A 26468-nucleotide genomic window follows, 5' to 3' on the forward strand; every position below is an offset into this window, starting at 1 on the left:
GAAGTTAATATCTCAGTAGGACAATAATGCCTACAAAAACAATGAATATTTCCGGTGGTAATAGCGGAGGGGCAACACTTGTTCCCATCTCGAACACAAAAGTTAAGTCCTCCTGCGCCTATGGTACTGCATTGGTAACGATGTGGGAGAGTAGGTCGCTGCCGGTCCTTTTTTTAATTAAAAATATCAGAATAATAAAAAAATATACAAAATTCAGCTTTAATTTTAACTAAAACCAGATTTATTAGAATATAATTGTAAACTGTTTGACAATTATATTTTTTGATGCTATAATTTATTTATAATTTAATAATTAAATGGGTTGAGCTGAAGAGAAAACCTTATTAAGATTTAGAATGGGTGTTTTATGTCCAAATTCTAAATTTTAATAAGGTTTTTTTATGTTTAAAACCTTTATAATTAACTAATAATTTAAAGAATAATCAATTTATAATTAATTAATATTTTAAAAATAAATTATTATTAAAAAGGGAGGTTAGATAACTAATAACAGGTTATTAAGTATTAGAATAATTAATGGGCAAAAATTTTATTTTTACGGGGAAAATATTATTTGAAAATTATTGAATTATTATTAGGAGGAATTTCATTGAATAAAAAATATGATGTAGTTATAATTGGTGGAGGAGTGACTGGTTCTTTTATTGCACGTGAATTATCACGTTATAATTTAGATATTGCTTTATTAGAAAAAGAGCCTGATGTTTGTACAGGTACAAGTAAAGCAAATACTGCTTTAATACATGCAGGCTTTAATGCAGATTCTAATAAACTAAAGGGACGCTTAAATGTTAGAGGTAATAAATTATATCATGAAAAAGTTCAGCATGAGTTAGAGGTACCGATTGAATGGTTAGGAGCAATGGTAGTAGCTGAATCTGAATCAGATATTCCCAAATTAGAAGCTATTTTAGAGAATGGACAAAAAAATGAAGTTCCAGATTTAGAAATTGCCACAGGTGATAGATTATATGAGTTGGAACCTAATTTAAGTGATGATGCTGTAGCAGCTTTATATGCGCCAACTGCTGGAATAGTAAACCCTTTTGAGTTAACTGTTGCTTTAGCTAATAATGCTGCTAAAAACGGTGTAGATGTCTTTTTAGAAGCAGGAGTAGAGTCCATTGAGATTAAAGAAGATCATAAGCTGCTTCAAACTGCTAAAGGTGAAATAAAAACTAATTTAATAATTAATGCAGCTGGCCTATATGCTGATAAAATAGCAAATATGGTAGGTATAGAAAAATTCAAGATTACTCCACGTCGGGGAGAATACTATTTATACGATAAGAAGATGGAATTAGATTTACAAAAAACAATTTTTCCTGTTCCAACAAAAGTTAGTAAAGGAATTGTAGTAACACCTACAGATGAAAGAAATATTTTAATAGGACCAAATGCTGAAGAAATAGAAAGTGTAGAAAATAAATCAACTACTAGAGCTGGCTTAGATAAAGTAATGGAAGGTGCAAATAAAACAATACCTGGTCTAAGTAAAAAAGGAATTATTCGTGAATTTGTTGGTTTAAGACCAGCAATTAAAGAAACAGGAGATTTTTTAATAGAAGCTAGTGATCAAGTTGCAGGCTTTATTAATGTAGCTGGAATTCAGTCTCCAGGTTTAGCCTCTTCTCCAGCAATTGCAGAAATGGTTGTTGGGATAGTAAAAGAAGAATTAAATGGACTAGAAGAAAAAAATGACTTTGATCCTAATTACCAAGGTCCACCAAAGTTTAGACATTTAAGTCATAAAGAACAAGCTGAATTGGTAGAAACGAATTCTGATTATGGTCAAATTATTTGTCGTTGTGAAACTGTAACTAAAGGTGAAATTTTAGATGCCATTCATGAACCAGTAGGAGCAAGAACAGTTAATGGAATCAAAAGAAGAGTTCGTCCAGGAGCTGGAAGATGTCAAGGTGGATTTTGTGAGCCAAAAGTAGTAAGTATTTTAGCTGAAGAATTGGGAATAGAAGAAAATGAAGTCTGTTTGGAGAGTTCCAAGTCTAAACTTTTAAAAGAAAGAACTAAAGCACCACTATTAGAAGAGGTGGGAAAATAATGAATAAACAAGCATATGAATTAGTAGTAGTTGGAGGAGGACCTGCTGGTTTAGCAGCAGCACAAGAGGCTTTTGATCAGGGGATTAAAGATATATTAATTATAGAAAGAGATTTTGAATTAGGTGGTATTTTACAACAATGTATTCATAATGGATTTGGTTTGCATTATTTTGGAGAAGAGTTGACTGGTCCAGAATATGCCCAACAATTTATAGAAGATATTAGAGAACGTGGTGTTGATATAAAGTTAGATACAATGGTTTTAGAAGTAACACCAGATAAAAAAGTTTTTGCTGTTAATTCTAAAGAAGGAATGTTAGAAATAGATGCAGGAGCAATAATTTTGGCTATGGGATGTCGGGAAAGAACCAGAGAGGCAATTGATATTCCTGGTTCTAGACCAGCTGGAGTTTATAGTGCAGGGACAGCTCAAAGATATATTAATATGGAACAGTGGATTCCAGGAGAAAAAGTAGTTATTTTAGGTTCAGGTGATATAGGTCTAATTATGGCCAGAAGAATGCATTTAGAGGGTGCAGAAGTAGAAGCTGTTTTAGAGTTGCTTCCTTTTTCTGGTGGGCTAACCAGAAATATTGTTCAATGTTTAGAGGATTTTGATATCCCATTAAGGATGCAGCAAACTGTAATTGAAATAAAAGGTCAAGATAGAGTTGAAAGTGTTGTAGTGGCAGAAGTTGATGATAATTTCAAACCAATAGAGGGTACAGAATATGAAATAGAATGTGATACCTTATTGTTATCAGTTGGATTAATTCCAGAAAATGAGTTATCTGAAGAAGCTGGAGTTGCTATGCACGATGTAACAGGTGGAGCAATAGTAAATGAAGGTCGTGAAACAAATATTGAAGGAATTTTTGCTTGTGGTAATGTATTACATGTTCATGATTTAGTAGATTGGGTAACAGAAGAAAGTTTAATTGCAGGAAAAACTGCTGCCTCTTATTTAAAAGGGAATATAGAGAAAAGAAAAAAAGCAATTACAGTTGATCCAGGTGAAAACGTAGGATATATAGTACCACATAAGATTACAAATAAAGTAGAAAGCAGAAAATTAGTTAAATTATATATGAGAGCAAAACAACCAATGACAGATGTGAAGATTAATTTGTATGCAGGTGATAAAAAAATATTGGATAAAAAAGCACGTCGGGTTGAGCCAGGAGAAATGATAACCTTTCCTGTACCAGAAAAACTTATTGAGTCAAATGAGATAACTAATCTCAAGGTTGATATTGTGAAGGAGGAAGAATAATGGCTAAAAAAGTAGAAATAACCTGTATAAGTTGTCCGATGGGTTGTGATGTAGAACTAACAATAGATGCTGATAATCAAATTGAATGTCTGGAAGGCGCTAGCTGTAAAGCAGGTGAAAAATATGTAAAAAATGAATATTATAATCCAACTAGGATTTTACCAACTACTGCTAGAGTTAAAAATGGAGTTTTACCTTTAGTGCCTGTAAAAAGTAAAGAACCTTTACCAAAAGAGTTATTAGAAAAAGCAATGATTGAAATTGCTAAAGTTGAATTAGAAGCACCAGTAAAATTAGGTGATATAGTAATAGAAGATATTTTAAATACAGGTGTTAATATTGTTGCTACTAGAGAAATGAAAAGAAAATAAAAAATTTAATTGATTATTAAAAATATCAGAAGTGTAATTAAGCTTCTGATATTTTTTTGTTTAGATTTAGAGTATGACTTTTAATTTTAAGCTTATTTGTTTAATAATTAGAAAAAAAGAGGGTTTTAGACTTTTAAATCAAATTATAATAATAAGAGAACTAAATTTTAATTTATTTTATTTTTAGTTTGAAATTAAAGTATTATTTTTTCGAAGGGGGAAAATGTTTGAAACATTTAGCTGGTTATTTTACATCTTATCCAATAATTCCTTCGGTAAGAGATCTAAAATATTTAGAAAAAGCTATGAATCTTGAAAAATCAGTTTTAATCTTTTTATTAACAGGCTCTATTTTTGATTTAAAAAAGGCAATGGAGTTGGCTCATAAAAATGACAAAATTTTAATGGTTAATATTGATCTTGTTAATGGTATCTCTTATGATAAAGAAGGGATTAGATACCTTGCTGAAAATAATTTATGTGATGGAATTATATCTACTAAAGGTTATTTAATTAAAGCAGCTGCAAAGAATGATTTAATGACAATTCAGAGAGTATTTCTTTTAGATTCAGCTTCCTTAATAAGTGCTGAAAAATCATTAAATTCTCAAAATGTAGATGCAGTAGAAATTTTACCTGGTATAGCAGCACCCTATTTTATTGAAAGACAAAATCAAAGTAGATATGATTATCCTATAATAGCAGGTGGCTTAATTGAAAACAAAAATGAGGTTGAAAATTTAAAAGATAAAGGAGTTCTTGCCGTCTCAACAAGCAAGCAAGACTTGTGGAATTACAAAAAAAATAAAAAATAATAAATTAATTTGGAAAAAAGGATGAAATTTGTGTTACTTTTATGTTAAAATATATAAATAAGAATAATAATTCAAAAATAAGAAAGGATGATCAGATTGGTAAAAGAAAAGAAGGTTATAATTACTAATAAGACCGGTCTGCACGCCCGGCCTGCAGCTCAATTTGTACAGAAAGCAGGTAAATATGATTCAAAAATTGAAATACTTTTTGAAGAAAAAGAAGTTAATGCAAAAAGTATTATGGGTGTAATGAGCCTTGGTGTTGGTAGAGACGATGAAATTATTGTTAGAGCTGAGGGTGAAGATGCTGAAGCTGCAGTAAAAGAATTAGTTGACTTTATTGAGATTGAAATGACAAAGGAGGATGAATAGTGATTTTATTGGAAGGAATCGCTGCTTCCCCTGGTATTGCAATTGGAAAATCATTATTAAAAGAAGATAAAGAAATTGAAATAAATAAAGAAAAAATTAAGTCTGAACAAGTAGAATCTGAAATTGAAAAACTGCATGATGCTTTAGCTGAATCTAAAAAATCTTTGCTTCAATTAAAAGAAGAAACAGCTGAAAAATTAGGTAAAGAAAAAGCAGAAATTTTTGGTGCTCATTTAATGATTTTAGATGATCCTGAAGTTATACCTGCATTTGAGAATAAGATTAAAGATGATAAGTTAAATGCAGCTGCTGCAGTTAAAGCAGTAATTGATCAATTTGCAGCTATGTTTGCAGCAATGGATGATGATTATTTAAGAGAACGTGGATCAGATATTAAAGATGTTGGTCTGAGAGTGATTAAAAATATTTTAGGAATAGAAGATATTTCAGATAAGATTAGTGAAGATGCTATTATTATTGCTGAAGATTTAACTCCATCAGATACAGCTCAGCTTGATACAGATAAAGTATTATCTTTTGTTACAATGGATGGATCAAGAACTTCTCATTCAGCTATTATGGCTCGTTCACTTGGTATCCCATCTGTGGTTGGGGTAGGTAAAACTTTATTTGAAAAATCAGAAAATGAGATGGATATTATTGTAGATGGTAATTCTGGTAAAGTTTATCTTAATCCTGACCAGTCTACTCTTGCTGAATATAAAGAAAAATTAGAAAAATATGAAGCGGAGCAAGAAAGACTAAAAGCATTTAAAGATCAAAAAGCTCAAACTAAAGATGGTTATCAAGTAGAAGTTGCTGGTAATATGGGTAACTTAAAAGATGTTGATCCTATTTTAGCAAATGGGGGAGAAGGTGTTGGCCTTTTCCGAAGTGAATTTTTATATATGGATCGAAATGAACTACCAACAGAAGAAGAACAATTTGAAGTTTATAAAAAAGCTACTGAGAAAATGGGAGATAGACCACTTGTGATTAGGACTCTTGATGTAGGTGGAGATAAAGAACTTCCTTATTTAGATTTCCCAGAAGAAATGAATCCCTTTTTAGGATATAGAGCAATTAGAGTTTGTTTAGAAAGAGATGATATTTTTAAACCTCAGTTGAGAGCTCTTTTAAGAGCAGGACTTTATGGAAATATTAAAATTATGTTTCCTATGATTTCTTCTTTAGATGAATTGTTGGCTGCTAAAGCAAAAGTAGAAGAAGTAAAGGCTGATTTAAAAGCAGAAGGAATAGATTTCAATCAAAATATTGATTTAGGAATGATGATTGAAATTCCAGCTGCGGTAATGATTGCTGATAAATTAGCTAAAGAAGTTGATTTCTTTAGTATTGGTACAAATGATTTAATTCAGTACACAGTTGCTGTAGATAGAATGAATGAACAAATTGCTGAAATGCATACACCTTACCATCCAGCAGTTTTAAGGTTAATTAAAAGAACAATAGAGGCTGGACATGCAGAAGATATTTGGGTTGGAATGTGTGGTGAGGCAGCTGGAGAAGAATTATTATTACCATTTTTATTAGGGGCTGGACTAGATGAGTTTAGTATGAGTGCTGTTTCTATTTTGAAAATAAAAGAAATTTTGACAAAATGGGATTTGGATTCTGCTCAAAAAGAAAGCGCAAAAATTCTTAATCTCAGTACAGCTGCTGAAGTAAAGGCTTATTTAAATAAAATTAAAAAATAAATATTAATTAAATAAAATAGACTAAAATTCCGGACGGCTTCTGCTGTCCGGTTTCTTTTGAATTTTGACAATTAATAAATAGATTTTTAGAACTTAAATTTGAGGTGTGTGTATGACTAATGAAAAAAAAGATATGAAAAAAATAAATAACGATTGTATTTTAGAAGAAAAGAATTTAAATGTTAAAGAATTTGCTAAGTTAGAAAGTGAAATTTATCAAAAAGGAAAATTATCAACGGAAATCAAAGAACTTTTAGCTTTTGTTTCAGCTTTAGTTTTAAGAGCTGAAGACTCTACTCAGGAGCATCTTCAAAAAGTTTATCAAGCGGGATGGAGTAAAGAAGAAATATATGAAGCAATGAATATTGCTTTAATTAATGGGGGAGCAGTAGTTAGGCCTACTCTAAATAAAGCAATTAAGTTTTTAAATGATTTAGAAGCAGATAATTTAGCTTCTCCTAAATCTGATTTAAAAACTGAAAATTTTGTTAGTACAGATAAGGATTTAACTAATTATCAGGAATTTAAATTATATACTGATGGTGCTTGTCTTGGTAATCCTGGCCCTGGTGGCTATGCCGCTTTTATTTTAAATAATAACTTAGAAGAACTAACATCTGTTTCAGGTTCAACTAAAGAATCTACTAATAATCGGATGGAATTAAAAGCAGTCATTGAAGCTTTAAAAGTAATACCTCAAAAAACTAAAGTAGAAATTTATAGTGATTCTAGTTATGTATTAAATGGTTTATCAAAATGGATTAAAGCTTGGAAGAAAAATGGTTGGAAGACAGCAAGTAAAAAAGAAGTAGCAAACCAAGATTTATGGAAGAAATTAGATGAACTGAGTACTAATTTTGATTTAGTCTATAAAAAAGTAAAAGGTCACAGTGGAGATCAATATAATGAAAAGGCTGATAAATTGGCAAAAAAAGAAGCAGAAAAAATTTAATTTTTCTGCTGACATTGAGGACAGATACCACTAAATTCAAGTCGGTGTGAATAAGCATGAAATCCTGTCTCAGTATTTATTTTTTGATTTAATTCTGTTTCTAAATCGATTTCTAAATCATAAACATTACCACATTTATCACAATGAAAATGATAATGATGAGTGGGGTTGCCATCATAGCGACTGTGGTTACTTCCATAATCTAAAATATTTATTTTTCCATGTTCAGCTAAAACATTTAAATTACGATAGACAGTGCCTAAGCTGATATTAGGTATCTCCTTTTTTACCTGCTCATAGATCCAATCAGCAGTAGGATGTGATTTAGTATTTTTTAAAATTTGTAAAATTGCTTTTCTTTGCTTTGTCATTCTGGTCTTTTTAGCCATAAAAAGCCTCCTAACTGTAAATAATAATCATTCTTATCATTAATTTAATTTTAGCAGAAATAACTTAAATATTCAAGTAAAATTTACTATATACTCAAAAAGGGTGATGATTTTGTCGAAAAATAATAAAAAAAGAATTTTAACGGGTGATAGACCAACTGGTAAACTTCATTTAGGTCATTATGTTGGTAGTCTACAAAATAGAGTTAAGCTTCAAAATGAATATGATACATTTTTGATTATTGCAGATGTCCAAGCTTTAACAACTAATTTTGATCATCCAGAAAAATTAAGTGAAGATGTAAGACAAGTAGCACGCGATTATTTAGCAGCAGGTATTGATCCAGAAAAAACGACTATTTTTGTCCAATCTTTAGTACCTGAAATAGCAGAGCTAACAGTTTTATATTCAATGATTGTAACTGTAAACCAGCTTCGCCACAATCCAACTATTAAATCAGAAGCAGAGCAATATGGTTATCAAGAAATGTCTTATGGATTTTTGGGTTATCCAGTTAGTCAAGCGGCTGATATTACTTTTTGCCAGGCAAATTTAGTTCCTGTTGGTGAAGATCAAATTCCTCATATTGAGCAAACTAGAAAAATTGTACGTAAATTTAATAATATGTATGGAGAAGTTTTTCCAGAACCAGAAGCTTTAATTAGTGATTTTCCAAGATTGATAGGTCTCGATGGCAAAAATAAAATGAGTAAAAGTTTAAATAATGCAATTTATTTAAGTGACAGCAAAGAAAAAGTTTCTCAAAAAATAATGAAGGCAAAAACTGATCCAGCTAGAATTCATAAAGATGATCCAGGCAACCCAGAAGTTTGTACAGTTTTTCATTATCAAAAAGCATTTAATACTAAAAATCATACTCAAATTGCAGAAAAATGTAGAGCAGGAACAATTGGTTGTGTTGCGTGCAAAAAAAAGATGATCAAGAAATTGAATTTATTTTTAGAACCCATGCGAGAAAGAAGAAAAAAATATCTAGAGAATCCAGAACTTATTGATCAGATTCTAAATAAGGGGACAGCAAAAGCAAGAAAAGAGGCAGCAAAAACAATGAAGAAGGTAAGAGAAGTTATGAAAATAGATTATTTTAATAATTAAACAAACTTAGGGGAGGATTTTATTGCTAAATTCAAAAATTAAAATAGCTTTATTTTTTGGTGGAAGATCTGCAGAGCATGAAATTTCTTTGCTTTCTGCTCGTTCTATTTATACTGCTTTTGATAAAAAAAAATATGATATTTTTCCAGTAGCCATTGATAAAAAAGGCTTTTTTATCAATTTAGAAAAATCAAAAAAGATTTTATTAAGTGATAAAAAGCAGGTCCCAGCTTCTGCAAACAAAAGTATTTTAACTAAAGAACTATTAGAGTTTTTAGAACTAAAAGTTGATTTAGTTTTTCCTGTTTTACATGGCCCTTTTGGGGAAGATGGTAAAATTCAAGGATTTTTAGAAACTTTAGATATTAATTATATTGGATGTGATCTTAGCTCTTCGGCAGTTGGAATGGATAAAGCTTTTATGAAACAAATTTTTGCTTATAATAATATTCCTCAGGCTGAATTTGAAATTTTTAATAAAAGTGATTTAGAAAAAAAATCTAAAAAAGAAGTTTTTGCAAGTTTTTCAGCTAAGTTTGGAATCCCATTTTTTGTAAAGCCAGCTAATATGGGTTCTAGTATTGGAATTAATCAAGTAAAAGATTTTAAAAGTTTTGTTAAAGCTTTGGCTGAAGGTTTTAAATATGATTTGAAATTAATCATTGAAGAAAATATTGCAGCTAGAGAATTAGAATCTGCTGTTTTAGCTACTAATACTGGAATAAAGGTATCTACTGCTGGAGAAATTATTTCTGAGAATGATTTTTATGATTATCAGGCTAAATATGAAGATCAAAAAACAAAGTTGATTATTCCAGCTCCAGTTTCTCCTACTACAGCAGCTAAAATAAAAGAAATATCAATTAATGCTTTTCAAGCAATAGGTGCTTTAGGACTTTCTCGCTTAGATTTTTTTGTTGACGAAGAAAAAGAAGTGATTTTAGTAAATGAAATTAATACTATGCCTGGATTTACAAAGTTTAGTATGTATCCACTTTTATTTAAAGATATGGGTATTAGTTTTTCCGAAATTTTAGATAGTTTAGTTAAAATTTCTTTAAAAAGGGATGATTAAATGGGCCAAGTCCACATTTTACACGCGGATATGGATGCTTTTTTTTCTGCTGTTGAGCAGAGAGAAAATCCTGATTTGCAAGCTAAGCCTGTAATTGTAGGTGGAGTAAATTTGAGTAATAGAGGAGTTGTTTCTACTGCTTCTTATGAAGCAAGAAAATATGGAGTTCATTCTGCAATGCCAATTGCTAAAGCAAAAAAATTATGTCCTAATGGTATTTATCTACCAGCACGCCATAAGTTGTATCAAGCTGCTTCAGCAAAAATTTTTTCTATTTTAAAAAAATATACACCATTAGTTGAAAAATTATCAATTGATGAAGCTTTTTTAGATGTTAAGGGTTGTGAAAAATTATATGGTAGTGCAGTCGAAATTGCCCATAAAATAAAAGAAGAAGTTAAATTAAAAACTAATTTAACTATTTCAATTGGAGTTTCTGTCAATAAGTTTTTAGCTAAACTAGCTTCTGATTATGACAAGCCAAATGGTTTAACAGTAATTAAAAAAGAAGATATAAAAAAATTTATGCGTAATTTAAATATTGATAATATTTGGGGAGTAGGCGAGGTTTTTGCTGAAAAATTAGCAGAAGCTGATATTTATAAAGCTAGTGATTTATGGTCTTACTCATTAGAAGAATTAAAATCAAATTATGGTAAAGCAGGAGTAAAATTATTTTTTTTGGCTCGTGGTAAAGATAAGAGAGAAGTAAAAAAACAAAATCAAATAAAATCTATTAGTCATGAAGAAACTTTTATCGACAATTTAAAAAATCAGGATAAGATTTTTGCTTATTTATTTAAAATGAGTGAAAAAGTTTCTTTTAGACTGCATAGTAATTCTTTAAAAGGTATAACAGTTTTCATTAAAGTAAGATATGCTGACTTTAGTACTTATAGTAGACAAAAATCATTAAAAGTGGCTCTTAATAGTAGTCAACAAATTTATCAAATAGCTAAAAAATTACTTTTGAAAAATAATTTATTAACAAAATCAATTCGATTACTAGGAATTGGAGTCTCTAATCTTTGTCAAGAAGGTCAAGAACAACTTAATTTATTTGCTCAAACAGATGATCAACTTGATAAAACTATAGATCAGTTGAAAAGAAAATATGGATTTGATAAAATATCAAGAGCAAGAAAATTATATTTAGATCAAGATGATTAAAATATAAATTAATATAATAGTTTTAAGCCCTTCTATTATTATGTGAATTAATTATAGTTCACTTTAAAATAGTAAGGGTTTTTTTATTTCTTTAATTATTTTTATTTTTTTTAAGAAATATAAAGGATTTTAGGCACAAATGTAGAATAATTTTATTAAGTGGTAGAAAGTGGAGTAAAAGGTCAAAAAGTGGGGTGTAGCTTATGTTTATGGGAGAATATACTCATAAGCTGGATAAAAAAGGGCGTTTAATTATTCCTTCTAAATTACGCGAGGATTTAAGTGAAAAATTTGTAATTACAAGAGGGCTTGATAATTGCTTGTTTATTTATCCAATAAATGAATGGGGGAAATTAGAAAAAAAGCTGAGATCACTTCCAATGACAAATAAAAACTCACGTAATTTTGTCCGCTTTTTTTTCTCTGGCGCTAATGAATGTCAATTAGATAACCAGGGAAGAATTTCTTTACCGATTAATTTAAGAGAGTTTGCTGATTTTAAAGATCAAATAGTAATAATTGGCCTGGGAAATAGAATTGAGCTTTGGGCTAAAAATAAATGGACTAACTACATGGAAGCTGTAGAAGATTCTTATCAAGATATTGCAGCTGCAATGGAAGAATTAGGAATCTAGAAAGGAATTTTATGGAATATAAACATCAAGCAGTATTATTAAAAGAAGCAATTGATTATTTAGAAATTAAAAAAGATGGTATTTATTTAGATGGAACTTTAGGTAGAGCTGGTCATAGTTCAGAAATTTTACATAATCTTTCTGAAATTGGAAAATTGATCGCTCTTGATAGAGATACAGCTGCTATTAAAGCTGTAGAAAGTAAATTTAGTAAATCTAAATCCTTAATTTTAAAACATTCTAATTTCCAAGATTTAGATCAAGTTTTAGATCAACTAAAAATTAAAGCAGTAGATGGAATGCTTTTTGATTTGGGTGTTTCTTCACCACAGTTAGATAATCCTGAAAGAGGATTTAGTTATCAAAAAAATGGACCTTTAGATATGAGGATGAATTCTAGTCAAAGTTTAACAGCTAAAACTATTGTTAATAATTATTCTGCTGCTGAATTAGAAAAAATAATTACTGAATATGGAGAAGAAAATTGGTCAGCTAGAATTGCTGAGTTTATAGTAAAAATGAGAAAAGAAAAAGTTATTGAGACAACTGATGATTTAGTAGAAGTAATTAAAGCTGCAATTCCAAAAGCAGTTAGGAGAAGTGGTGGTCATCCTGCTAGAAGAACATTTCAAGCTTTACGGATTGAGACTAATAATGAATTAGAACAATTGAAAAATTTAATTGATAAGGCAGTTTCTTATTTAAAGCCAGGCGGTCGTCTAGTAATTATCACTTTTCACTCTTTAGAAGATCGAATAGTAAAACATAAATTTAGAGATTTAGCGAAAGACTGTACTTGTCCTCCAGATTTTCCGATTTGTGTCTGTGATAAAAAATCAGAAGTTAAAGTAATAACTAAAAGCCCGATTCAGGCTTCAGAAATAGAAAAAGAGGGAAATCCAAGATCTAGAAGTGCAAAAATGAGAGTAGCTGAAAAAATTTAAATTCTTAATTAAGGAAGGAGTTAGCGAGATGAAATTAAGCCAAAACTATGTGGATTTAGATTCAAATAACAATTATCTTAATAATCCAGCATATAATTTTAATAATGTAAAAAAACAGGCTTATATTATAATATATATTTTTTTACTAGTCTTTATTAGTATTTCAATTCTTTTATATGTATCGCAAATTTTAAATATTAATCAACAAAGTTCTAAATTATTAAATCTAGAAAAAGAATTAGAAACTATTAAGACTAAAAATGAAAGATTAGAATTAAATCTAGCTACTAAAACTTCCTTAGCAGAGGTAGAGAGAATAGCTAAAAATAAATTGAATATGGTAGAAGCTCAAAAAAAAGAAACTTTGGTTTATAATAATCAGTTTAAAGAAGATGAATTTTTTGCTGATATTCCAAAAGAAAAATTTTTCTTAGCGCAAATTTATGATAAAATTATAAAAGAAGTGACTACTGTGCAAGCAGAATCACTTGATTAGGAGGATTAAATTTGCAAGATCCTAAAAATAGTGTAAAAAATAGGGTTATGTTTTATTTTGCAATTTTATTTGTATTATTTACTATTTTAGCTTTGAAACTTGTTTGGATTCAAATTATAAATAGTGCTGAATATCAACATAAGGCTTTAAATCAAAGAGTAAGTAAATTTATAGTAAACTCTGAAAGAGGAATAATTTATGATAATACCGGCAGGAAACTTGCAGTGAGCTTACCAGCTAAAACTGTAGTTGCTCTGCCGGATAATATTATCAAAGCAGAAAAAACTGCTACTGAACTGGCTGCTTTATTAGATCAAGATTATAAAACAATTTATAGAAGAATAACTTCTGAAGCAGCAGCTATTTTTTTACAAAGAAAAATAGATGAGAAATTATATCAAAAAATTAAAGCTAAAAATTTAGAAGGTATTACGTTTACTGAAGAGAGTAAAAGATATTATCCTGAAGGTGAGTTAGCCTCACATATTGTTGGTTTTACTGGAATTGATAATAATGGTCTTAATGGGATAGAATTATCTTATAATAATCATTTAAATGGTCGAGCAGGGAAAATGATTGTAGAAAGAGATGCTGAAGGTAGAACTATTCCAAATGGGATTAGAGAAGCTGTGCCAGGAAGAGATGGTTATAATGTTCATTTAACTATTGATAGTGTTATTCAATATATGGCAGAAAAAGAATTAGAAAATGCTGAATCTAAATTTGAGTTTTCAGGTGGTTCAGTTATTGTCATGGATTCTTCGACTGGAGATGTACTTGCTTTAGCAAATACTCCTAGTTATAATCCTAATAAATTCGGAAAATATTCAGAAAAAAACTGGAGAAATAGAGCTGTTAATGATGTTTTTGAACCTGCATCTACTTTCAAAATTATTACAGCAGCTTCTGCTTTAGAAGAAGGAGTAATTACTGAAAATGATATTTTAACAGATCCTGGTCATATTTATGTTGAAAATCAAAAAATAAATTGTTGGAGTAGTTTGGGCCATGGCAGTCAAACATTTGCTGAAGTAGTTAAACATTCTTGTAATCCTGGTTTTGTTGAAGTTGGATTAAAAATGGATAAAAAAACTTTTTATTCTTATATCAAAGCATTTGGTTTTGGTGAACAAACTGGAATCAGATTACCTGCTGAAGCAAAAGGTATTATTCCTGATTATAAGGATATTGGTCCAGTAGAGTTAGCAACTTTTTCTTTTGGTCATGGTATTTCCGTGACTCCAATCCAATTAGCAAGTGCTGTTTCAGCAGTAGCTAATGGAGGAAAATTAATGCGGCCTCGTTTGGTAAAAGAAGTTGATACTGGAGTAGGTTCAAAAAATATTAAAAATGAGCCCCAGGTATTAAGAAGAGTTATTTCTCAAACCACAGCAGATAAGACTAAAGAACTTTTAAAACAAGTAGTAAAAAATGGAACTGGAACTAAAGCTGCTATAAAAGGTTATCAGATTGGTGGTAAAACTGGAACTGCTAAACATTATAATGATGATCTTTATAATTCTTCTTTTATTGGTATAGTACCTGCTGAAAATAGAGATCTTGTTGTTTTAACTATTTTATACGATATTGAAGGAGAAACTTATTATGGAAGTCAAACTGCGGCACCTGTATTTAAAAATTTAACTGAAAATATTTTAAATTATTTAAATGTAAAGCCAGAACCTGGTAATGATTTTAATTATCAAGAGACAGAAAAAGAGCTTAAAGTACCAGATTTAATTAATAGCAATATTTTAACTGCTGAAAGTAATTTGAGAGAGTTAGGATTTAATGTTAAAATAATTGGGGATGGTAAATCGGTTGCTGATCAATTACCTAGTCCAGAAACTAGTACTAATTATAATTCTACAATTTGGCTCTTTACTGAGCAAGAACTTAAAGCAGAAACTCTAATTCCTGTACCAGATTTTAGAGGTTTAAAGCTTGAACAAGCAAAAAAAATTGCTGCTCGTAAAGGTTTAGAATTAATTTTAGATGGACAGGGTAAAGTTATAGGACAATCTATTTATCCTGGTTCTAGAGTGAAAAGTTCTAGAAAAATCAATCTAAAATTACGTTAGTAAAAAAGTTTATTTAATTTGGTGGAGGTTATGTTTTGATGCAATTAAACAAGATATTGAAGAATATTAATTATGAAATTAAAGCTGGCAATATAAAAAAAGAGATTTCTGAAATAAAATATGATTCTCGAGCAATTAAAACAGGTAATTTGTTTATAGCAATTAGTGGTTTTAAAATAGATGGTCATCAATATATATCTCAGGCTATAGAAAATGGAGCAACTGCGATCATAATTGAAAAAGAATTAGAGGTTTATGAAAAAGATATAACTTATTTAAAGGTTGAAAATAGTCGACAAGTAATGTCTATTTTAGCTAAAAATTTTTTTGATAATCCCTTAAAAGAAATTAAATTAATTGGAATAACAGGTACTAATGGTAAAACAACTACTGCCTATCTCTTATATAAAATTTTACAAAAATATGCTGGTCAAGCAGCTTTATTTGGGACAATTAGCAACATTATTGGTTCAGAAACTCTCAGCTCAAATAGAACAACCCCAGAGTCTTTAGATTTATATAGGTATTTTGCTCAAATGAAAAAAAAAGGTATAAAGTATGGAGTAATGGAAGTTTCCTCTCATGCTCTTGATTTATATCGAGTAGAATCTATTGATTTTGAGGCTGCTATTTTTACTAATCTTAGTCCAGAGCACCTTGATTATCATCAAAGCTTAGATAATTATAGAGAGGTTAAATCTAGGTTGTTTTCTCAACTAAAACCTAACAAATACGCTATAATAAATGCTGATGATCCCAATTCTGAGTATATTAAGAAAAAATCTGAGGCTCAAAATTTAAGTTATAGTTTAGATACTAAAAGTGCTGATTTATACACTACTGAATTCAAGTTAAAACAAACAGGTCTTGAATATAAAACTGGTGGTAAATTAGTTGCTAATTTTAAGTTGAATTTAGGTGGGTTGTTTAATATTTATAATTCTTTAGCTGTAGTTTTAACAGCTTTAGTTTTAGGAATTGAAAAAAATATAATAAAAAAAGCTTTAGCTGATTTTGATTCTGTTCCAGGTCGTTTTGAAATAATTGATCAAGGTCAGAAATTCCAACTTATAGTTGATTATGCTCATACTCCAGATGCAATGGAAAATATTTTGAAAGCGGCTTTAAATATTAAAAAAAATAAATTGATTATTTTATTTGGTTGTGGTGGAGATAGAGATCGAAGTAAAAGACCTTTAATGGCAGCACTTGCTGAAAAATATGCTGATTCAATTATTATTAGTAATGACAATCCTCGTTCTGAATCACCAACTAAGATTTTTAAAGAAATAGAAAAAGGATTTAGTTCTAATTTTACTAACTATAGTATTATCCCTGATCGAAAAAAAGGAATTAAGGCCGCAATAGAATTAGCTAAAAAAGATGATTTAGTTTTGCTTTTAGGTCGAGGGCATGAAAAATATCAAGTTATTAAAGAAAGAAAAATTGAGCTTGATGATCGTCAGGTTGCAATTCAAGCTTTAAAAGATAGGGAATGAGATTAAAATGCAGACTTTAAAATTAAAAGAAATTGTTGCTTTTACAAAAGCAGAGCTTTTACAAGGAAATCTCGACTTAAAAGTAAAAGAAATTGTAATTGATAGTCGTGATGTAAAAACAGGTTTTTTATTTATTGCAATTATTGGTCAAAATAAAGACGGTCATCAATATCTAAAAGAAGCAGTAAAAAATGGAGCCAGTGCAGTTATTGTCGATAGAAATTCTCCAGCTATTCAAGCTGCTTATCCTAATTTAAGTGTTTTAAAAGTCGAAGATACAACTAAAGCATTACAGGCTATTGCCTTTAATTATAGACATAAATTTGATGATTTAAAAGTAATAGGCATTACTGGAAGTGCAGGTAAAACAACTACTAAAGACATGATTTTTTCAGTTCTATCAGAAAAATATTACTGTTTAAAAACAGAAGGTAATTATAATAATCAAATTGGTTTACCTTTAACACTTTTGCGTCTAGATGGAAGGGAAGATTTTGCTATTTTAGAAATGGGAATGAGTGGTTTAGCTGAGATTGATTTATTAGCCAAAATTGCAGTTCCTGAAATTGGAATCATAACAAATATAGCTGCTGCTCATTTAGAACAATTAGGTAGTTTAGAAAATATAGCTCAAGCTAAAAAAGAATTAATAGATAATTTAACTGCAGCTGATACTGCAATATTGAATTATGACAATCAATATACTAAAAAAATTGGAACTAATTCTAAAGCTCAAACAATTTACTTTGGTTTTGAAAAAGGTGCAGATGCCAGAATAGAGAATTATTTTTTTAATTCTAAAACTGAAACTTTAAAATTTGAATTTACTTATCAAGCTAAAAATTATAAATTTATTTTTAATAAGGCTGGTAAACATAACCTTTATAATATTTTGCCTGCTCTAATAATTGCTTTTAAATATAAGCTTAAACCTGAAGAAATTCAAAAAGGATTATTAAAGACCAAATTTTCTAGTTTAAGAATGGAATTTATTCAGTTAAAAAATAAAGCTAGAATAATTAATGATTGTTATAATGCGAATCCACTCTCAGTTAAAGCTGCTCTTGATGTATTAGAACAAATAAAAGCTAAAAGAAAAATAGCAATTTTAGCTTCTATGCTTGAATTAGGAGAAAAAAGTCTAAAAAAACATCAACAAATTGGACTTTATGCTGCTGCCAAGAAAATAGATTTGTTGATCACAATTGGCCCCAAAGCTCAAGCTATAGCAACTAAAGCTCGAACTAAAATGAAGAGTGAACAAGTGATTAATTTAGCTAACAATAAAGAGTGTATCGATTTTTTACTTTCTGAAATAAAAGCGGAAGATTTAATTTTAATTAAAGGTTCAAGAGCTAATAAATTAGAAGAAATAGTAGATGAACTAAAAAGTAAGGAGCTTTAAAATGAACTATATTATAGCCTATATATGCCCGTTATTATTAATAATTATAAGTGGTGATTTAGTTATTAATTATCTCAAAAAAATTAATTTTGGCCAACAAATTCGTGAAGTTGGTCCTAAAAGTCATTTGCAAAAGTCTGGTATCCCAACAATGGGAGGACTTTTGATTATTGCTGTTTTTTTATTAATTGCTCTTTTGCTTTTAGAATTGAATTTTGCAATTATAACAATTTTATTAACAACTTTTGTTATGGGCTTAACTGGTTTTTTAGATGACTTTTTAAAAATAAAATTAAAGCGTTCTCTCGGCCTCAAAGCATGGCAAAAATTATTCTTACAAGCAATTGCAGCAGTTTTAACTGCAGCAGTTTCAATTTTTATACTTAAAGAACAAAGTTTAATGATTCCTGTTATTGGTAGTTATCAATTAAAGGCTATTATTAAATTTATTTTAGCAGTTATTGTCGTAATTGGTAGTTCTAATGCTGTTAATTTAACTGATGGGCTTGATGGTTTAGCAGCAGGAGTTACTACTGTTGTTTGTTTAGCCTTTGCAGTTTTATTTTATTTATTAAAACTGCCCAATTATAGTTTATTAATGTTAATTATGGCGGGGAGTTGTACTGCTTTTCTTTGGTTTAATTCAAAACCTGCTTCAATTTTTATGGGAGATGTAGGTTCACTTGCTATTGGAGGTTTTTTAGGTTCAGCTGCTGTTTTAACAGGAACTGAAATTTATTTACTTTTGCTAGGTGGAATTTATGTTATTGAAACTCTTTCAGTAATAATTCAGGTTTCTTATTTTAAATTAACAGCTGGTAAAAGAGTTTTTAAAATGACTCCGATTCATCATCATTTTGAATTAAAAGGTTTAGCAGAAAATAAAATTGTTTTTAGATTTATAATTAGCAGTATTTTATTAGCAGCTTTTTCTTTGTTTATTTTTATTAAATAATAAATTTTTTAAAGGAGTTAGATTTTAGTGAGATTAGATTATCAGAGAATTGGAGTAATGGGTTTTAGTCCTCGAACTGGTTTAGAAGTAATTAAGTATTTATCTAAATTTGATCTAAAAATTATTGTTGCTGATCAAAAAGATGAAGAGGAGCTATTACCTTTAATTAAAAAATTAGATAATTCTAAGCTTGAGTATGATTTAGGGACTAAGGGAACTAAAATTTTAGAAAGCGAATTAATTATTTTGAGTCCTGGTGTTCCTTATGATTTAGATATTTTGGTTCAAGCAAGGAAAAAGGGAATAGAAACTATTAGTGAAATAGAATTTGCTTTTAGACAATCCCAAGCTGAGATTATAGCAATTACTGGAACAAATGGAAAAACAACTACCACAGAAATGTTGGCGGCTATGCTTGCAGATTTAGAAGCTGAAAATATTAAAGCAGCTGGAAATATTGGTATACCATTTATCTCTCTAATTGATCAATTAAAGGAAAAAGAAAGAGTAATTTTAGAATTAAGTTCTTTTCAATTAGAAGCAGTTAAAGATTTTAAAGCTAAAATTGCTCTTTATTTAAATTATAGTCCAGATCATTTAGATCGTCATCAAACTGAAAAAAATTATCAAGCTGCTAAAGCAAATATTTTTAAAAATCAACAACCAAGTGATTTTGCGATTATTGATCTTGATGACCCTTATTTATCTGAACTGAAAAATAAATTAGAAGCTAAAGTTTTAACTATTAGTGCTAAAAATGAAAAAGCTGATCTAATTATTCAAGATAATATAGCTTATTATCAAAAAGAAAAGTTAAAACTACTTGATTTGTCAAAAATCAATTTATTGGGCAAGCATAATCAAAAAAATGCAGCCTTTGCAGCTTTAGCAGCTTATCTTGCTGGTCAAAAGCCAGAAAAAATTCAGTTAGCAGCTCAAAATTATAAATTAAAAGCTCATCGGATGGAAGTAATAGCTAATAAAAATAATAAATTAATTATTAATGATTCTAAAGCCACAAATCCCGATTCAACTTTAAAAGCAATTAATAGTTTAGAAAAAGATATTATTTTAATTGCTGGAGGTCAAGATCGTAAAGCTGATTTTTCTGTTTTGAAGTCTGAAATAGAAAAAAAGGTCAAAACTCTTATCTTATTAGGTGAAAACAAAAAGCAATTAGCTAATATATTTTTAGATTCTAAACTCAAAATAATTGAAGTTGAGACAATGAAAACAGCAGTTACTGAAGCTTTAAAACATTTAGACTCTAATTCAGTACTTTTATTATCACCTGCTTCCCCAAGTTGGGATTTATATGCTAGTTATAAAGAAAGAGGAAATATTTTTAAAGAGAATGTTTTAAAAAATATTGATTAAGGAGAAATTATGACTAAAAGAAAACCTGATTTTATTTTATTATTTACAATTTTAGCATTAATTTTAAGTGGATTGATTATGATTTTGTCAGCCAGTTCTGTTAAAGCAGAACAACTTTTTTCTAATAGTTATTATTTCTTTATTAATCAGCTAAAATATTTAGCAATTGCTTTAGGGTTAAGTATTTTTGCTTATAAAATAAAATATCAAAAGCTAAAAGAATTAGCTCCATATCTACTTTTAATATCACTTGGGACTTTAATTTTAGTTTTAATTCCTCAAATTGGAAGAATGGCTGGTGGTTCACGCAGATGGCTTCCTTTGGGACCAGTTAGTTTTCAACCATCAGAATTAGCAAAATTTACTATAGTTATTTATTTAGCTGCTTATCTAGAACGAAATAATGATCAGATTAAAGATTTTAAAAATGGTTTATTACCACCTCTAACTGTAGTAGCCTTATTTGCAGGTCTTATTTTATTAGAACCCGATTTGGGAACAGCTTTAACTTTAATAGCAGTTGCAGTAACTATGATTTTTATTGGTGGAATAAAGATTTCTCTTTTGATTTTATTATCTGGTACTACTTTTTGTTTAGCCTTAATTTCAATTTTGACTGAACCATATCGGAGAGAAAGATTAATGATTTTTATTAATCCTTGGCAAGATCCTTTGGATACTGGTTATCATATTATCCAATCTCTTTTAGCTCTAGGTTCGGGTGGTTTATTTGGAGTTGGTGCTGGCAATAGTCATCAAAAATTTTTATATTTACCTGAACCAGGTACTGATTTTATTTTTGCTGTTTTAGGAGAAGAGTTTGGACTTTTAGGGACTTTATTTATCATAACTTTATATTTTTTATTAGCTTGGAGAGGCTTAAGGATTGCAGTTAGGGTGGAAGATACTTTTGCCTCAATGTTAGCAATTGGTATTACCTCAATGATAATTATTCAAGCTTTAATTAATATGGCAGTAGTAACTTCTCTTTTACCAGTTACAGGTATTACTTTACCACTTATTAGTTATGGAGGTTCTTCTTTAGTTATTAATGTAGTTTCATTAGCTTTATTATTAAATATTTCAGCTTATGTCAAAGGATGATATCAATATGAAAGCAGTAATTACTGGTGGAGGAACAGGTGGGCATATTTATCCAGCTCTTGCCATTGCCGAAGCCTTAAAAGAACAAGGTTGGGAAATTATATATTTAGGTTCTAAACAGCGAATGGAAGCTGATATTGTGCCAAAATCAGGATTTGAATTTAAAGAATTACCTTTAAGGCCTTTGCCTAGAAAATTTTCTTTTAAAATATTTAGTTCTTTATTTTACAATTTAATTTCCTTTTTTAAAGCTTTACATTTAATTTTTAATTTTAAAGCAGATCTTATAATTGGAACTGGAGGATTTGTAGCTGGCCCAGTTGTTTTAGCGGGGGCTTTATTGGGGAAAAAAACTTTAATTCATGAACAAAATGCTTATCCAGGTATTACAAATAAATTATTAGCTAAATTAGTTGATAAAGTTTGTTTAAATTTTGCTGAAGCTAAAGAGCATTTAAAGGTAAATAATGATAAAATAGAAATCACAGGTAATCCTGTTAGACCAAAAATTATGGAAGTTCAGCTTCAAAAAGCATATCAAGAATTAGATTTAGATCCTCAATTAGATACCATTTTAATTACTGGAGGTAGTCTAGGAGCTGAAATTATTAATCAAAATGTGATAGAGCTTTATAATTATGCTTTAAAAAATAATTTTCAGATTTTACATTTAACTGGTAAAAATAATTATGATAGAATGGCAGAAGAATTGAAAAAAAATAACTTAGAGCCAGCAAATCCTTTATTTAAATTAATTGCCTATTTAGATAAAATGGAATATGCTTTAGCAGTATCCGATTTAATTATTGCTAGGGCGGGAGCAACTGGTTTAGCTGAAATAACAAGTTGTGCTAAAGCTTCAATTTTAATTCCTTTTGCAGCAGCAGCAGAAAACCATCAGTTATTTAATGCTAAAACATTAGCAACTAAAAAGGCAGCTTTAGTAATTGAAGAATCAGAGTTAAGTCCTGATTTATTATTAAAAAAAGTTAAACTTATTTTAGAGAATAAAACTAAAAAAGAAAAAATGGCTCAAGCAGCTGCTTCAATGTCACAAAAAAATTCTTTAAATAATATTATGCAAGTAATAAAAAAATTAAATATATATAATGATTAGATTAAAATAAACTAGATTTAGGGTGATTATCTTGTTAAATAAAAATTCTCATATTCACTTAATTGGAATTGGTGGAGTTTCAATGAGTGGAATAGCAGAAATATTAGCTGAAAGAGGTTATAACGTAAGTGGCTCTGATTTACAGGAAAGCAAATATTTTAATTTGTTAAAAAAACATAAAATAAAACTTTATTTAGGTCATCAAGCTGATAATATTTTAGGAGCAGATTTAATAGTCAAAACAAGTGCTATTCCAACTAATAATCCTGAATTAAAGGCTGCTCGTAAAAAGGGCATAAAAATTGTCAAAAGGGCCGAAATGCTTGCTTATTTAATGAAAGATAAAAAAACGATTGCTGTAGCTGGTACACATGGTAAAACTACAGTTACTGCTATGTTAGCTGCAATATTTAAAGAAGCTAAAAAAGATCCAGCGGTGATGGTAGGTGGATATTTAAAAGAATTAAAAGGAAATATCGCTGATGGTGAAGGTGAGTATTTTATTACAGAGGCTGATGAAAGTGATGGTTCGTTTTTATATTTTGAGCCAGATATACTGTTATTAAATAATTTAGAGCTTGATCATCCTGACTTTTACAAAAATTTAGCCGAATTTATGAATATTTTTGAAAGATTTGCTAATAAAAATGACAAAGAAGCTTTTCTATTATATAATAAAGACGACCAAAATTTGAATAATCTTTTTGCAAGTAGAAAAAAAAGTTCTAGTTTTTCCTTAAATCAAGCTAATTTTAGTGCTAAAAATATACAGTATAATAATTTTGAAAGCTCTTTTGAACTTTATTATTTAGATCAATTTGTTATAAAAATTGAATTATCTGTTCCTGGGGAGTATAATCTTTATAATGCTCTAGCAGCTGCAGCTGTATCTCTTAAATTGAATATTGATTTAACAGCACTAAAATCAGCCTTGAAAAAATTTAGTGGAGTTGGTCGTAGATTTGATTTTAAAGGTAAACTATTAGAGGGAAAAGTTGATTTAGTTGATGATTATGCTCACCATCCAACTGAAGTTAAAGAATTATTGAAAACTGTAAAAAATATGAATTATAGTAATATAAGAGTTGTTTTTCAACCTCATAGGTATAGCAGAACTAAAAGGTTTTTAAATGATTTTAGTTATTCTTTCCTCAATGCGAATCAGGTATATTTAACAGATATCTTTTCTGCTTCTGAACAAAATAAATATAAGATTTCTTTAAATGATTTTGCAGCTGAAATTTCTAAAAACTCTCAAGTTGATTGTCATTATTATTCTGATTTTAATGAAATTAAAAATAAATTGTTAAAAGAGGTTAAACCAGGTGATATAATATTGACAGTTGGCGCTGGAAATATTACTGAGCTTGCAGAAAGTTTTTTAGCGGGATTAAATTAATTAAATTTATAGGGAGTAAATAATGGAAAAAAAATATCAGTTTATTTTTATGATTATATTATTCATATTCTTAACTTTTTTATCTTTTTTATTTTCTCCTTTTTTTCATATCAGGAATTTCATTTTTCACTCTCGGGATAATTTTAACAAAAATAATTTAAGAAAAAGTATCAATCAATTTTATGGAAATAATTTATTATTTTTAGATGAAGAAGAATTAAAAGTTAAATTATTAGAACATAATTTAATTTCAGAAGTTAAAATTGAAAAAAATTTCCCTTCAAAAGTTCATATTATAATTGAAACTCGCAAGGGAGTAGCTTGGATAAACAATAATGGACAAAAATTTATTTTTTCAGCTGATGGAATTATTATTGAACAAAAAAAGAATAACTTTAATGTAGATTTACCAAAGCTTGAAGGCTTTGCTTATTACTTTGAAGATGATAAAATAAAATTACCTTTGGCAAGTCAAGCTATTTTAGATGTATTAAATAAATTTGAAATTGAATTTTTAGCTAAAATGAAAAAAATTACTTATCAAGATAATGTTTTTAAGTTATACTTGAGTAATGGCAGTGGAGTTAATTTAGGTCAGGGGACTAAATTAGAAGAAAAATTTGCTATTTTAAATTCTATTTTAAACAAACAAGAGGAAAATAAAATTGATTATATTAATTTACAGGTTATTAAACATCCTGTGATAAAATTAAAATAAGCTTTATTTACTGATAATAAAGGAATAATAGAATCTATCTGGAAATATTAAAATTGAGACTAATTTTTAAAAATTATAAAGAAGAATATATGTTTGGACAAGAAAGGAGGTAGACTGTTGTGCAAAAAAGAAAAATAATTACTGGGCTTGATATTGGTACTACCAAGATATGTGCATTAATTGCAGAGATAAATGAAGATAATAATATAGAAATTATAGGAATTGGTTTAGCTCCTTCAAATGGACTGCGTAAAGGAATTGTAGTTGATATAGATAAAACTAGTCATGCTATTAAAAGCGCTATTCAGAAAGCAGAAAGGATGGCTGGTCAAAAGGTTGATTCTGTTTATGTAGGTATTGCTGGTTCTCATATTAAGTCTATCAACAGTCATGGAGTAGTTGCAGTTACTGGAGAAGAAAAAGAAATAAAAGAAAGTGATATAAAAAGAGTTATTGAAGCAGCAAGAATAATTCCTATTTCAGCTGAGGAGGATATTTTACATGTTCTACCAAGGGAATTTATTGTTGATGGTAGCCCTGGTATTCAGGACCCTTTAGGTATGTCTGGAGTTCGGCTTGAGGTGGAAACTCATATTATTAAAGGTGCTTCGACCTCAATTCAAAATCTGGTAAAAAGTGTTTTAAGGGCAGGTTTAAGTGTTGATGAGGTAGTTTTAGAACCTCTAGCTTCTAGTCAAGCAGTATTATCTGATGATGAAAAAGATTTAGGTGCTGTCTTAGTTGATATTGGTGGTGGTACAACAGATGTAATTGTATTCCACGAAGGTAGTATTGCTCATACTTCTGTTTTACCTGTTGGTGGTAATCATGTTAGCAATGATATCGCTGTCGGAATGAGAACCCCAGTTTCTGAAGCAGAAAAAATAAAAATTATGCATGGTTCTGTTTTACCACAAGAAATTGATGAAACAGAAAAAATTGATGTAATGGCAGCTAGTGGTAAAGAAAGAAAAAAGTTATCACGTAAACTTTTATGTCAGGTGATTGAACCAAGAATGAGTGAAGTTTTTAAGTTAGTAAAAAAAGAGCTTGAGAGTGCTGGTTCAACAGATTTAACTCCAGCAGGGTTGGTTTTAACTGGAGGGGCATCTTTATTAGAAGGTACAGAAAAATTAGCTTCTGAAATTACTGAAATGCCAGTTAGAATTGGAGAACCTGATTATGTTAGCGGTTTATCAAATGTAATTGATAATCCTGTTTATATTAAAAAAGGTGATACTATACCACGAGCAATTTTTTCAACTGGTGTTGGCTTAATTGAATTTGCAGTGGAAAATGGAGATGCTAAAAAAAGTAATTTAAATGATAAAAATAATAGTAAAGAAATTGTTAGTGGATTTTTTAAAAAATTAAAAAGTTGGTTTAGCGAATTTTTCTAAAA

General features: G+C 29.1%; 23 protein-coding genes, 1 rRNA gene and 2 pseudogenes. 25 read left to right on the forward strand and 1 reads right to left on the reverse strand.

The window, feature by feature from the left end; all coding sequences use genetic code 11:
* Positions 1-50 precede the first annotated feature (50 nt).
* The 9 genes and pseudogenes from rrf to rnhA form a co-directional block, all read left to right on the forward strand.
* A 5S ribosomal RNA gene (rrf, locus tag HPRAE_RS03585) occupies positions 51-167 on the forward strand.
* A gap of 443 nt (positions 168-610) precedes the next feature.
* The gene (locus HPRAE_RS03590) at positions 611-2083 is read left to right on the forward strand and encodes an NAD(P)/FAD-dependent oxidoreductase (RefSeq protein ID WP_014552886.1); all 1473 of its coding nucleotides are present in this window, start codon (positions 611-613) and stop codon (positions 2081-2083) included.
* On the forward strand, positions 2083-3357 hold the full coding sequence (locus tag HPRAE_RS03595; RefSeq protein ID WP_014552887.1) for an NAD(P)/FAD-dependent oxidoreductase: 1275 nt from the start codon (positions 2083-2085) through the stop codon (positions 3355-3357). The genes HPRAE_RS03590 and HPRAE_RS03595 overlap by 1 nt, the downstream gene beginning before the upstream one ends.
* Complete coding sequence (locus HPRAE_RS03600; protein ID WP_014552888.1) at positions 3357-3728, forward strand: DUF1667 domain-containing protein; 372 nt, start codon at positions 3357-3359, stop codon at positions 3726-3728. Before HPRAE_RS03595 ends, HPRAE_RS03600 begins: the two co-directional genes overlap by 1 nt.
* Positions 3729-3955: 227 nt before the next feature.
* The gene (locus HPRAE_RS03605; RefSeq protein ID WP_014552889.1) at positions 3956-4543 is read left to right on the forward strand and encodes a glycerol-3-phosphate responsive antiterminator; all 588 of its coding nucleotides are present in this window, start codon (positions 3956-3958) and stop codon (positions 4541-4543) included.
* A gap of 87 nt (positions 4544-4630) precedes the next feature.
* Positions 4631-4915, forward strand: a complete 285-nt coding sequence (locus HPRAE_RS03610; protein WP_041606908.1) for an HPr family phosphocarrier protein — start codon at positions 4631-4633, stop codon at positions 4913-4915.
* Positions 4915-6633, forward strand: a complete 1719-nt coding sequence (gene ptsP / locus HPRAE_RS03615) for a phosphoenolpyruvate--protein phosphotransferase (RefSeq protein ID WP_014552891.1) — start codon at positions 4915-4917, stop codon at positions 6631-6633. Before HPRAE_RS03610 ends, ptsP begins: the two co-directional genes overlap by 1 nt.
* Positions 6634-6766: 133 nt before the next feature.
* Positions 6767-7006, forward strand: a pseudogene (locus tag HPRAE_RS11345) (carboxymuconolactone decarboxylase family protein); the annotation flags it as partial.
* Positions 7007-7150: 144 nt separating this feature from the next.
* Positions 7151-7585: pseudogene (gene rnhA, locus HPRAE_RS11350) on the forward strand (ribonuclease HI); the annotation flags it as partial.
* On the opposite strand, the gene HPRAE_RS03625 reads toward rnhA, so the two are convergent.
* Positions 7582-7974 (reverse strand): Fur family transcriptional regulator, encoded by a 393-nt coding sequence (locus HPRAE_RS03625; protein WP_014552893.1) that lies wholly within the window; start codon positions 7972-7974, stop codon positions 7582-7584. The pseudogene rnhA and the gene HPRAE_RS03625 sit on opposite strands and share 4 nt — an antisense overlap.
* A gap of 106 nt (positions 7975-8080) precedes the next feature.
* Here HPRAE_RS03625 and trpS point away from each other — a divergent pair, with 106 nt between their 5' ends.
* The 16 genes from trpS to ftsA all read left to right on the forward strand — a co-directional run bounded on the left by trpS (position 8081) and on the right by ftsA (position 26466).
* Positions 8081-9091: a tryptophan--tRNA ligase gene (gene trpS, locus HPRAE_RS03630; protein WP_245528280.1), complete on the forward strand. Its 1011-nt coding sequence runs from the start codon at positions 8081-8083 to the stop codon at positions 9089-9091.
* Between the two features lie 22 nt (positions 9092-9113).
* Entirely contained in the window at positions 9114-10166 is a 1053-nt protein-coding gene (locus HPRAE_RS03635; RefSeq protein ID WP_014552895.1) for a D-alanine--D-alanine ligase family protein, read from the forward strand.
* Positions 10167-11336 carry a DNA polymerase IV gene (gene dinB, locus HPRAE_RS03640; RefSeq protein ID WP_014552896.1) on the forward strand — a complete coding sequence of 390 codons (1170 nt, stop codon included), beginning with the start codon at positions 10167-10169 and terminating at the stop codon, positions 11334-11336. It abuts the gene before it with no gap.
* 203 nt (positions 11337-11539) lie between these two features.
* Positions 11540-11971, forward strand: coding sequence for a division/cell wall cluster transcriptional repressor MraZ (gene mraZ / locus HPRAE_RS03645; protein ID WP_014552897.1), 432 nt, complete (start codon positions 11540-11542; stop codon positions 11969-11971).
* Positions 11972-11982: 11 nt separating this feature from the next.
* A complete protein-coding gene (gene rsmH, locus HPRAE_RS03650; RefSeq protein WP_014552898.1) occupies positions 11983-12915 on the forward strand; it encodes a 16S rRNA (cytosine(1402)-N(4))-methyltransferase RsmH in 933 nt (310 codons plus the stop codon).
* Positions 12916-12943: 28 nt separating this feature from the next.
* Positions 12944-13411, forward strand: coding sequence for an FtsB family cell division protein (locus HPRAE_RS03655; RefSeq protein ID WP_014552899.1), 468 nt, complete (start codon positions 12944-12946; stop codon positions 13409-13411).
* Positions 13412-13422: 11 nt separating this feature from the next.
* Positions 13423-15492: a PASTA domain-containing penicillin-binding protein gene (locus tag HPRAE_RS03660; RefSeq protein WP_014552900.1), complete on the forward strand. Its 2070-nt coding sequence runs from the start codon at positions 13423-13425 to the stop codon at positions 15490-15492.
* Between the two features lie 38 nt (positions 15493-15530).
* Positions 15531-16991: a UDP-N-acetylmuramoyl-L-alanyl-D-glutamate--2,6-diaminopimelate ligase gene (locus HPRAE_RS03665; protein ID WP_014552901.1), complete on the forward strand. Its 1461-nt coding sequence runs from the start codon at positions 15531-15533 to the stop codon at positions 16989-16991.
* Between the two features lie 7 nt (positions 16992-16998).
* A complete protein-coding gene (locus HPRAE_RS03670; RefSeq protein WP_014552902.1) occupies positions 16999-18396 on the forward strand; it encodes a UDP-N-acetylmuramoyl-tripeptide--D-alanyl-D-alanine ligase in 1398 nt (465 codons plus the stop codon).
* A 1-nt stretch (position 18397) separates the two neighbouring features.
* Positions 18398-19351: a phospho-N-acetylmuramoyl-pentapeptide-transferase gene (mraY, locus tag HPRAE_RS03675; RefSeq protein WP_014552903.1), complete on the forward strand. Its 954-nt coding sequence runs from the start codon at positions 18398-18400 to the stop codon at positions 19349-19351.
* Between the two features lie 27 nt (positions 19352-19378).
* Entirely contained in the window at positions 19379-20728 is a 1350-nt protein-coding gene (gene murD / locus HPRAE_RS03680; RefSeq protein WP_014552904.1) for a UDP-N-acetylmuramoyl-L-alanine--D-glutamate ligase, read from the forward strand.
* A 9-nt stretch (positions 20729-20737) separates the two neighbouring features.
* On the forward strand, positions 20738-21832 hold the full coding sequence (ftsW, locus tag HPRAE_RS03685) for a putative lipid II flippase FtsW (RefSeq protein WP_014552905.1): 1095 nt from the start codon (positions 20738-20740) through the stop codon (positions 21830-21832).
* 7 nt (positions 21833-21839) lie between these two features.
* Positions 21840-22949, forward strand: coding sequence for an undecaprenyldiphospho-muramoylpentapeptide beta-N-acetylglucosaminyltransferase (murG, locus tag HPRAE_RS03690; RefSeq protein ID WP_014552906.1), 1110 nt, complete (start codon positions 21840-21842; stop codon positions 22947-22949).
* Between the two features lie 22 nt (positions 22950-22971).
* Positions 22972-24348 (forward strand): UDP-N-acetylmuramate--L-alanine ligase, encoded by a 1377-nt coding sequence (murC, locus tag HPRAE_RS03695; RefSeq protein ID WP_041606911.1) that lies wholly within the window; start codon positions 22972-22974, stop codon positions 24346-24348.
* A 22-nt stretch (positions 24349-24370) separates the two neighbouring features.
* Positions 24371-25066 (forward strand): cell division protein FtsQ/DivIB, encoded by a 696-nt coding sequence (locus HPRAE_RS03700; RefSeq protein WP_014552908.1) that lies wholly within the window; start codon positions 24371-24373, stop codon positions 25064-25066.
* Between the two features lie 119 nt (positions 25067-25185).
* A complete protein-coding gene (gene ftsA / locus HPRAE_RS03705; RefSeq protein WP_014552909.1) occupies positions 25186-26466 on the forward strand; it encodes a cell division protein FtsA in 1281 nt (426 codons plus the stop codon).
* Positions 26467-26468 lie beyond the last annotated feature (2 nt).

It is taken from the genome of Halanaerobium praevalens DSM 2228, from assembly GCF_000165465.1.
Classification (GTDB): domain Bacteria; phylum Bacillota; class Halanaerobiia; order Halanaerobiales; family Halanaerobiaceae; genus Halanaerobium; species Halanaerobium praevalens.

Bases quoted from the DNA above. Each gene is read 5' to 3' on its own strand.
- HPRAE_RS03595 (WP_014552887.1), top strand. From the start codon at position 2,083: ATGAATAAACAAGCATATGAATTAGTAGTAGTTGGAGGAGGACCTGCT.
- HPRAE_RS03600 (WP_014552888.1), top strand. From the start codon at position 3,357: ATGGCTAAAAAAGTAGAAATAACCTGTATAAGTTGTCCGATGGGTTGT.
- HPRAE_RS03610 (WP_041606908.1), top strand. From the start codon at position 4,631: ATGATCAGATTGGTAAAAGAAAAGAAGGTTATAATTACTAATAAGACC.
- HPRAE_RS03625 (WP_014552893.1), bottom strand. From the start codon at position 7,974: ATGGCTAAAAAGACCAGAATGACAAAGCAAAGAAAAGCAATTTTACAA.
- trpS (WP_245528280.1), top strand. From the start codon at position 8,081: ATGATTTTGTCGAAAAATAATAAAAAAAGAATTTTAACGGGTGATAGA.
- dinB (WP_014552896.1), top strand. From the start codon at position 10,167: ATGGGCCAAGTCCACATTTTACACGCGGATATGGATGCTTTTTTTTCT.
- mraZ (WP_014552897.1), top strand. From the start codon at position 11,540: ATGTTTATGGGAGAATATACTCATAAGCTGGATAAAAAAGGGCGTTTA.
- rsmH (WP_014552898.1), top strand. From the start codon at position 11,983: ATGGAATATAAACATCAAGCAGTATTATTAAAAGAAGCAATTGATTAT.
- HPRAE_RS03655 (WP_014552899.1), top strand. From the start codon at position 12,944: ATGAAATTAAGCCAAAACTATGTGGATTTAGATTCAAATAACAATTAT.
- HPRAE_RS03665 (WP_014552901.1), top strand. From the start codon at position 15,531: ATGCAATTAAACAAGATATTGAAGAATATTAATTATGAAATTAAAGCT.
- HPRAE_RS03670 (WP_014552902.1), top strand. From the start codon at position 16,999: ATGCAGACTTTAAAATTAAAAGAAATTGTTGCTTTTACAAAAGCAGAG.
- mraY (WP_014552903.1), top strand. From the start codon at position 18,398: ATGAACTATATTATAGCCTATATATGCCCGTTATTATTAATAATTATA.
- ftsW (WP_014552905.1), top strand. From the start codon at position 20,738: ATGACTAAAAGAAAACCTGATTTTATTTTATTATTTACAATTTTAGCA.
- murG (WP_014552906.1), top strand. From the start codon at position 21,840: ATGAAAGCAGTAATTACTGGTGGAGGAACAGGTGGGCATATTTATCCA.
- HPRAE_RS03700 (WP_014552908.1), top strand. From the start codon at position 24,371: ATGGAAAAAAAATATCAGTTTATTTTTATGATTATATTATTCATATTC.